1 protein-coding gene is annotated in these 452 nt (G+C 37.6%); it reads left to right on the top strand.

Annotation, left to right across the window (positions count from 1 at the left end; translation table 11 throughout):
* Positions 1-452: Rpn family recombination-promoting nuclease/putative transposase (locus LI162_RS15300; protein WP_226875943.1), on the top strand; the 452-nt coding region annotated here is incomplete at both ends.

A 452-nucleotide genomic window follows, 5' to 3' on the forward strand; every position in this document is an offset into this window, starting at 1 on the left:
TCTGTTTATTATCTGAGTAAGATGTATGCAGGTGAGATCAAAGAAGGTGAGGGATACGATTGTTTGAAGAAGTGTATCCATGTGAGTATTCTTGCATATGATCACTTTCAAGATGATAAAGAATGTTATCGCAGAATTGTATTCTGTGATGCAAAGACAGGAAAAGAGTATACAGATCTTATGGAGATGCATGTCTTAGAATTGTCGAAACTTCCGCCGGAAGAGAAGAATGAGACAAGTCTGTTGCAGTGGATGCGCTTTCTTGGAGGAAAAACCAGAAAGGATTTTGAAGAAATGGCAAAGAAAAATTCTGAATTGGAAGAAGCATATGACGTATTGGATAAATTAAGTGCAGATGAAAAGAAGAGGTTAGAATACGAGACAAGACAAAGAGCGATCAGAGATTACAATATAGGAATGTTAACCGCAGAAAGACGAGGAATTGAAGCTGG

Source organism: Mediterraneibacter sp. 210702-DFI.3.120 (assembly GCF_020561005.1).
GTDB classification, from domain to species: Bacteria; Bacillota; Clostridia; order Lachnospirales; family Lachnospiraceae; genus Mediterraneibacter; species Mediterraneibacter faecis.